Here is a 6,352-nt window from a genome sequence, read left to right as displayed (position 1 = left end):
TCACCACCGACCAGATCGGTGCCCTGAGCTCGTCCCAGATCGGCGCCCTGACCTCGACGCAGTTGAAGGTACTCAGCACGGACAGCATCGCAGCGCTCTCCACCGACCAGATCGCAGCGTTGAACACCAAGATCCTGGGGGCTCTGACGACCGCCCAGATCGGCACCTTGAGCTCCACTCAGGCTGAAGCGCTGAGCTCGGCGCAGGTGGCGGTACTCAGCTCAACGCAGATCGCGGCTATGGACTCCGAAGATATCGCGGCCTTCTCGACCGCCGATATCGCGGCGGTCACGGTGGCTGCCCTGTCCGGGCTCTCCACGGATGATCTCGCGGCGCTCTCAACCGATCAGGCTGCAGCACTGAAGACCACCCAGATCGCGGCGCTCTCAACCGCCCAGATCGGTGCACTCAACACTGCCCAGATCGGAGCCCTGACCTCGTCGCAGGTCGGAGCCCTGACCTCGGCGCAGCTCTCGGCGCTCAGCACCGACAGCATCGCCGCGCTCTCCACTGGCCAGGTCGCAGCCTTGAGCACGAAGGTAATTGGAGCCCTGAACTCCGACCAGATCGGGGCGTTGAGCACCGCTCAGGTCGAGGCGCTGACCTCGGCGCAGGTTGGCGCTCTGGACTCCGCCGACATTGCGGCACTGTCTACGGAAGATCTTGCGACCTTCTCGACCGCCGACATCGCGGCGATCAGCCTGGCAGCACTGCCCGGTGTGTCGACGGAGGACATCTTGAGCCTCTCCAGCGACCAATTGCGGGCCATCACGACAACGCAGGTGGCGGCACTTAACGAGGATCAGACAGCGGCGATTATCGCGGCATACCAGGCTATCTGATGCCTTTCGATGCGGAAGCGATCATGTCCCGTGTGACATGGTCGCCTCCAAGCATCGATCTGGTGGTCAGACAAGATAACTGAACCGCACCGGGTCTCCCGGTGCGGTTCATCTTTTCCGGCCTTGCGAAAAAAGCGAAGAAGCTGTCAGGTGGCTTTCACAGGATCAATACCAGACGGAGCTGCTTCGACGGTAAAGAAAGGGTCTTGCCGCGCAGGAAGCGCTGGTACGTCAAAATGATCGGGCTCGAGGCCGAGTTTTGCCCGTTCGACCATCATTTCATAAGCTTTTTCCAAATGGCGATAGAACCTTTCGCCATCAAAGAGCGGCTTGACGTAACGATTGTCATTGAGACGCTGCTTGAGCTCAGACAGTCGCACCGGGTTCTCATAAAGCTCGACTGCGAGATCCTCGTATCCCTTTAGGTCTTCTGCGACAAGATCAGGCAAGCCGATTGCGTTCAACAGGCTTTCCGTTACCCGAGAGGCGAAATGTGTGCCTTTCACAGTGAGTACCGGTAACCCTGCCCAAAGCTGTTCGGATGTTGTCGTGTGACCGTTGTAAGGGAAAGTATCGAGTGCAAGATCACCGAGCTGCATTCGATTCATATGCCACATATATTTGATGCTTGGCATAAAAAAGATCCGCTTCGAGGATATACCCTGAGCTGCCAGCTTTTTCGTAATATTCTCCTTTGCTCGCGGATGCGTTGCCATGATCCACAAGACACTGTTCTTTGCTCTTTTAAGGATGCGGCCCCACAACTCAATTGTGGCAAGGGAGATTTTGCGGTTGGCATTGAAGGATGCAAAGACGAATGCATCCTCCGGCAGTTTCAATTCGCTTCGCGTAACCGGTCGCAGCTGCGGCCTGTAGACAGGGTCGTTAGGCTGATAGGTATCAGGCAATCTGCAAAAGCGTTCATGATAGTGAGGCTTTGCGGCGTCAGGCAGCACGTAGCGATCGCCGATTATGTAGTCTAGATCGATGTTGACGGAGGAACCTGGAAAGCCCAGCCAGGAGACATGGATCGGGGCAGTCTTCAAGTTGAAAATCTGATTTCGCGTACCGCTTGTGTATCCTTTCAGATCGACGAGGATATCGATCTCCATCCCGCGGATAAGTTCTGCAGCCTGCTGATTGGAAAGATGGTTGATCCTGACAATCCTCCACCAGTTAGGTCGTCCCCCTTCGTCTTCCTTTATTCGTTCCTCATCCGTGTGGCAGAAAAGCGTGACATCAAAACGTTCCGGGTCATGCAGTTCCAACACGTGGCGAAACAGCTTCATAGTAGCGTGCTCGCTCCACAAGTCGGAGGAGACGTAACCTATTCTTATTTTATCGGACCAGTTGTGTGGTTGCTTTCGCCGCTCTGAAGACCATTCGGGAGCATATGGAGACGCGGCGTTGAACATCGCAAGGCGGTTTGCCGCTTCGTTGCCGCACCATGTCAGATTGTAAAATGGATTGTCCCAGGAAAGGATCTCGTAATTGCCGGCTGCGAGGGCGTCTTCGAATTTTTTCTGGTGTTTCTGAACCGCATCATAGTCGCAAAATTCGCGGCAAAAGATGAGAAATGTGTAGTGCGTAAGGAGGTGATTAGAGTGCTTGTTGAAGAGGTTGCGAGCCAACTTGAGGTTGCCGTCATCTCTAAGGTCGTCTGTCAAAAGATGTGCGGCAACCGTGTGATGGTTGGGATCGCTGCTTTCCGACAAGACTTTGCGGAAGGGCTTCAGCAAATTCTTGGCGGTCGTGCGGTCTCGTTTCAGGAGAACCGCGGCAATGAAGAAGGCAATTTCGGCGTCCTTTTGTGCATGCAGCAGAACCTTGCTGCCAAGGACTAGGACGTCGTCATCGTTCCCGCATTGGAGATGCAATCGCATGGCTTCGCGGATGTGATCGACCGATTTCGACGTATCCATTTTCGAAGCCATGACATAGGCGCGTGCCGCGTCGGCTTTGAAACCGAGTTTCAGAAGATTCTTGGCCAGGAGAACATAAGTCTTTTCGTCTTTCTGGGTATCGATGAGCGTGTTCAGGGCTGCAAGCGAGCGCGTGTAGTTGCCTTGATTGAAATCCTTGGACGCTTCCAGAAAAGTCGGTTTTCCGCTCACGAAAATTCTCCATGCCGAGGGTTCTGACGGTGCCGCACCAATATGCGGAGCACGCACAACTTGACCCATAATGGTCGGCCAACCTTGCCTGAAGCAGGTGTGTGGGTGTGTCTTGCCATCAGCTCCGAGAGCCTTAAACAATCTGTTAATCATAACAACTTGAGCGCGTGCCGAAGGCTCTCTGCTTAATACCTTGGAAAGTATTGGCTGCAACTATGCGCGGAAGCATGGCGGGTTTGGTTTTCAACGAAGAACAAAACCGAGTGGCATGAAGCCGACCGTCATCGCCGGTATTTTGAGCCCGGTATGTCCCCCAATCGTATCTCGTCATTAAGGGACAATTTTTATGACCAGTATTCTTACCAACAGCTCCGCTATGGCAGCTCTCCAGACGCTGCGCCAGGTAAACTCGAGCCTCCAAAACACGCAGAATAACGTCTCCTCCGGTCTTAAGGTCGGTAAGGCTTCCGACAACGCTGCCTACTGGTCGATCGCAACCACCATGCGTTCCGACAACAGCGCATTGTCCGCCGTTTCCGACGCTCTCGGTATGGGTGCGGCCAAGGTCGACACCGCCTATACCGCCATGGACAGCGCCATTGACGTCGTAACGGAGATCAAGGCCAAGCTCGTTGCCGCGACCGAAGACGGCGTCGACAAGTCCAAGGTCCAGGATGAAATCTCGCAGCTCCAGGACCAGCTCGTCAGCATTTCTCAATCTGCATCGTTCAATGGCGAAAACTGGCTGCAGGCTGCCCTCGGCTCTTCGACGGCATCCGTCGAAAAGAGCGTCGTCGGCTCCTTCGTTCGTGACGCCAGCGGCAATGTCTCGGTCAAGAGCATGAATTACAACCTTGACTCGAGCACCGTCCTTTTTGACACGAGCACCGGCACGACCAAGTACGGTATTCTCGATAGCAACTACAGCATCTCGATCGCAGATCAGACGACGGCTGCAGTTTCGATCTCTTATCTCGCCACGGATGGTGTGACGCAAAAGACGTCGACCGCGACCGTCGCTACGGCAACCGGGACATGGCTCGTGGCCGAAGGCTACACTGTCAATACCGATACCAAGCTTGCGGATGACGGCGGCGGCAACACCTGGGTTATGCTCTCCGATGACGTTTGGGCAAAGGCAACGAACACCCCGGGCGACATCGACGCTGATGGCACCGCCGACCAGCAGGAGGTAGTTTCCGGCTGGTACGTCGACACCGCCAACACGGCAACAGCAGCTGGAGCGACGACCGCGACCTCTATCGACCTCAACTTCTCGGTCTCGACGCTCGATATCTCCAAGCTGGACGACGTGGCTTCCAAGGGCGGCCTGTCGACGGACAAGGCTCTGTCGGTCATGATCCAGTACGTCGACACGCAGCTGAAGTCCATGACCAGTGCTGCGTCGGCCCTCGGTTCCGTTTCGAGCCGAATTGGCATGCAGGACGACTTCGTGAATGCGTTGACGGACTCGATCGACTCGGGTGTCGGGCGCCTTGTCGATGCCGACATGGAAGAAGAGTCGAGCAAGCTCTCCGCTCTGCAGACGCAGCAGCAGCTTGCGATCCAGTCGCTCTCGATCGCCAACTCTTCGTCGCAGAACATCCTGTCGCTCTTCCGTTAAGCCGCGACATATCTGGTTCAGCTTACAGATCGCGGCCGGGGATCTCCCCGGCCGCGAAACAGTTTAAGGAAAGGTTAATCGTGTCCACATAAGGCGCGGTTTTTTTTATGTTTTTTTCGGCAAGGCGTTTTAGTATTCCTTAACCATATTGCTGTTTCCTGAGCCCATCGAAACGGCGAGTTGACCCCAACGATAAATGGGGTCGGCAGGCATGACGCTGATCACCGTTCCCGGTCAGGATCCGGAATGTCCCTTCTCAACAAATTGCCAACAAGGGGCAAAATTACCATGACGAGCATTTTGACGAATATGGCGGCTATGTCCGCTCTCCAGACGCTGCGCGGGATCAACCAGAACCTGCAGAGCACGCAGGATAACGTTTCCTCCGGTTATCGCGTCGGCCAGGCTTCCGACAACGCTGCCTACTGGTCGATCGCAACCACCATGCGTTCCGACAACGCCGCCCTGTCGGCCGTTTCCGACGCTCTCGGCCTCGGTGCCGCCAAGGTAGACACCGCCTATGCCGCCATGGACAGCGCCATTGACGTCGTCACCTCGATCAAGGCGAAGCTCGTTGCCGCGACCGAAGACGGCGTTGATAAGTCCAAGGTTCAGGAAGAAATTTCGCAGCTTCAGGATCAGCTCGTCAGCATCTCCTCGTCGGCTTCCTTCTCCGGCGAAAATTGGCTGCAGGCCGCCCTCGGCTCCTCGACAGCATCCGTCGAAAAGAGCGTCGTCGGATCCTTTGTCCGCGACGGCAACGGCAATGTCTCGGTCAAGACCATCGGCTACGACCTCGACTCCTCCACGGTCCTCTTCGACACCAGCACTGGCACGACCAAGTACGGCATTCTCGACAGCAACTCCAGCGTCTCGATTGCAGATCAGACGTTGGCAGATGTTTCGATTTCCTATCTTGCCACGGATGGTGTGACGCAAAAGACGTCGACCGCGACCGTCGCTACGGCAACCGGGACATGGCTCGTGGCCGAAGGCTACACTGTCAATACCGATACCAAGCTTGCGGATGACGGCGGCGGCAACACCTGGGTTATGCTCTCCGATGACGTTTGGGCAAAGGCAACGAACACCCCGGGCGACATCGACGCTGATGGCACCGCCGACCAGCAGGAGGTAGTTTCCGGCTGGTACGTCGACACCGCCAACACGGCAACAGCAGCTGGAGCGACGACCGCGACCTCTATCGACCTCGGCTTCTCGGTGTCGACGCTCGACATCACCAAGCTGGCTGACGTCGGTTCCAAGGGCGGTCTGTCGACGGACAAGGTTCTGGCGACCATGATCCAGTACGTCGACACGCAGTTGAAGACCATGACCAGCTCTGCGTCGGCCCTTGGTTCCGTATCCAGCCGAATTGGCATGCAGGACGACTTCGTGAACGCGTTGACGGACTCGATCGACTCCGGCGTCGGCCGCCTTGTCGACGCCGACATGGAAGAAGAGTCCAGCAAGCTCTCCGCTCTGCAGACGCAGCAGCAGCTTGCGATCCAGTCGCTGTCGATCGCGAACTCCAGCGCTCAGAACATCCTGTCGCTCTTCCGCGGCTAATAGCACCGCGTCTGGGACATATCCTCGAAACCACGCGTCGGCCGGATTTTTCCAGCCGGCGTTTTTTATTAACGATATTGCAGGGCCTCGTTAACTGGCCGTTAACCATATTGCTGTTTCTTGGCGCCATGGAAACGGTGAGTTAACCAACATTAATAGCCGGTTAGCAGGCATGAGGCTGATCACCGTTCCCGGCCAAGATC

Annotated in this window: 3 protein-coding genes and 1 pseudogene; 3 read left to right on the top strand and 1 reads right to left on the bottom strand. The window is 56.2% G+C overall.

What is annotated here, in order from left to right; translation table 11 throughout:
• Positions 1-842: pseudogene (locus tag AAE029_RS35510) on the top strand (hypothetical protein); the annotation flags it as partial.
• 146 nt (positions 843-988) lie between these two features.
• On the opposite strand, the gene AAE029_RS35505 reads toward AAE029_RS35510, so the two are convergent.
• Complete coding sequence (locus AAE029_RS35505; protein WP_371077640.1) at positions 989-2,956, bottom strand: glycosyl transferase; 1,968 nt, start codon at positions 2,954-2,956, stop codon at positions 989-991.
• Between the two features lie 346 nt (positions 2,957-3,302).
• Between AAE029_RS35505 and AAE029_RS35500 the strand changes: the two genes are divergently transcribed.
• Positions 3,303-4,580, top strand: coding sequence for a flagellin (locus tag AAE029_RS35500; RefSeq protein WP_371077639.1), 1,278 nt, complete (start codon positions 3,303-3,305; stop codon positions 4,578-4,580).
• Between the two features lie 288 nt (positions 4,581-4,868).
• The gene (locus tag AAE029_RS35495) at positions 4,869-6,149 is read left to right on the top strand and encodes a flagellin (protein ID WP_371077638.1); all 1,281 of its coding nucleotides are present in this window, start codon (positions 4,869-4,871) and stop codon (positions 6,147-6,149) included.
• Positions 6,150-6,352 lie beyond the last annotated feature (203 nt).

The organism is Sinorhizobium sp. CB7 (assembly GCF_041357635.1).
Taxonomy (GTDB): Bacteria; Pseudomonadota; Alphaproteobacteria; order Rhizobiales; family Rhizobiaceae; genus Rhizobium.
The sequence above is the reverse complement of the archived record's forward strand: the minus strand, read 5'-3'. Positions and strand labels throughout refer to the sequence as shown.

Excerpts from the sequence above, each read along its gene's own strand:
- AAE029_RS35500 (WP_371077639.1), top strand. The coding sequence starts at position 3,303 with ATGACCAGTATTCTTACCAACAGCTCCGCTATGGCAGCTCTCCAGACG.
- AAE029_RS35495 (WP_371077638.1), top strand. The coding sequence starts at position 4,869 with ATGACGAGCATTTTGACGAATATGGCGGCTATGTCCGCTCTCCAGACG.